Raw genomic sequence first — 1,745 nt, forward strand, 5'->3', positions numbered from 1 at the left:
TTTTCTGCGTCATTTTCTGCGAAAGCGAGGGGGTCGCTCTCGCGATCCCCCTCTATTACAACGGTATAATCAACTACGCCCTCTAGTGGTCCGTCAACCAGGGACTGATGGATTCAAAGTGCTACGCTCTGATATCCGATAGCAGATAGTTCTCTTACGGTGTGCGAGATACAGAGCGCTTATTCATCATGTGACGATAGGAAGTTCGACGCCACTGTCTCTGACTACTCGCCCATGGGCTCAGATGTGGAAGCTCCGTTTCCGCCCGAGTCCCCTCCGGCGCCACCGCGCTGGCCGAGTTCCTGATCAATCATCAGGAGGCCGGGACCGTCGTCACCGACGTGCTTGAGTTTATCCAGAACGGCCTGTGCTGTCGCCTCCTCCTCGACCTGCTCCGCAACGAACCACTGGAGCATGTTCTCGGTCGCGTTGTCGTTCTCTTCACGGGCGAGTGCGACGAGGTCGTTGATCATCTCGGTTATTTCGACCTCGTGTTCGTAGGCTGCCTCGAAGGCGTCAGACGGACTGGACCACTCCCTTGGCGGACTGTCAATAGTATCCAGAGTAACCCGTCCGTCGCGCTCGATGACGAAGTCATAAATTCGCATCGCGTGAGCACGCTCCTCGTCGGCCTGGGCCCGCATCCACGACGCGAACCCGGGCAGACCTTCATCCGCGTAGTAGGCCGCCATCGAGAGGTACAAGTACTCCGAGTAGAGCTCAGCGTTGATCTGTTCGTTCAATGCCTCTTCGAGCGAATCTTTGAGCATAACTTCTAGGTTAACGCTCGGCCATGGCATCATTGTTGGGGTCATCGAAGCCCAACCTTATTCGAAGTCCATGACAGGGAAGTGATTGGTATGTGCAGTACTGGAGATACTGACTACATCCTCTCTATTCAGCACGCCGTTCCTGACAGCAATCGATCAGCGAAGTCAAAATAAAATACATGTCTTGTTATGGGATGGCCTCTGGTACGACCCGACGCTGGCTTTCGCAAGCCTTTCAGACAGCACGTACTTCGTCGGTTTCAAGGATGGTCTTCAGATTCTCGCCTTCCTCTCTCATGTGCGTCCGGACAGCATCGAATTCACGCCGGTTGAGCCACGCACCGATCGGGCCGGTTCGTACCTTGATCCGTTGAGTGAGATCACAGCCGTTCTCGTGGGGTTTGATCGTAAAACTGATCGATGGCATAAGTATCCCGACCAGCCGTGAGGTGGGTTTGAACTCGATGTATCGGTCGGGAACGACCTCCGTGAACTGGACTGTCTTCTTCTGTCTCTTTCCCGCGATTCGTTCCTCGAAGGAGGCAATCGCTCCTTGTTCTAACCCGTCTCCAGTATTCCATCGGAACACGATATGATCGGGATGCCACCGTTGATAGTTTACATTCATCGTTTCGAAAAAATGGTAGGCTTCCCCCGGAGATGCGTTCACTCGCGTGGTTTCCTCTAATATCATCTCTGTCTCTATAATTGTCTACGCAGACGATAGCTGTTTGTTCAAGAAGTGGGTGGTTTCCCGTATCGTACTACGATGAGGGACGCGTCCTCTCTATCTTGCACACCATCCCTAACCGATGATTGGACGGTGTCTTCTAACTGCTGACTCGTTACTTTGAAACACTTCAGCACGGTCTCACTCACCTCGTTCTTGACTATCGCTAGTGGTGCTTCAACTGTCGATTGATTGGTTCGTATTCTATATGCCAAAGGAGAGACTCATGATCTGACAGAACCGCC

General features: G+C 52.9%; 2 protein-coding genes. Both read right to left on the minus strand.

Annotated features, from left to right (window positions below; translation table 11 throughout):
• Positions 1–224 precede the first annotated feature (224 nt).
• The gene (locus ACN2TU_RS26860; protein WP_435159860.1) at positions 225–770 is read right to left on the minus strand and encodes a ferritin; all 546 of its coding nucleotides are present in this window, start codon (positions 768–770) and stop codon (positions 225–227) included.
• 235 nt (positions 771–1,005) lie between these two features.
• A complete protein-coding gene (locus ACN2TU_RS26865; RefSeq protein WP_435159861.1) occupies positions 1,006–1,464 on the minus strand; it encodes an SRPBCC family protein in 459 nt (152 codons plus the stop codon).
• Positions 1,465–1,745: the final 281 nt, after the last annotated feature.

Source organism: Haladaptatus marinus, assembly GCF_051194195.1.

Bases quoted from the DNA above. Each gene is read 5' to 3' on its own strand.
- ACN2TU_RS26860 (WP_435159860.1), bottom strand. From the start codon at position 770: ATGCTCAAAGATTCGCTCGAAGAGGCATTGAACGAACAGATCAACGCT.
- ACN2TU_RS26865 (WP_435159861.1), bottom strand. From the start codon at position 1,464: ATGATATTAGAGGAAACCACGCGAGTGAACGCATCTCCGGGGGAAGCC.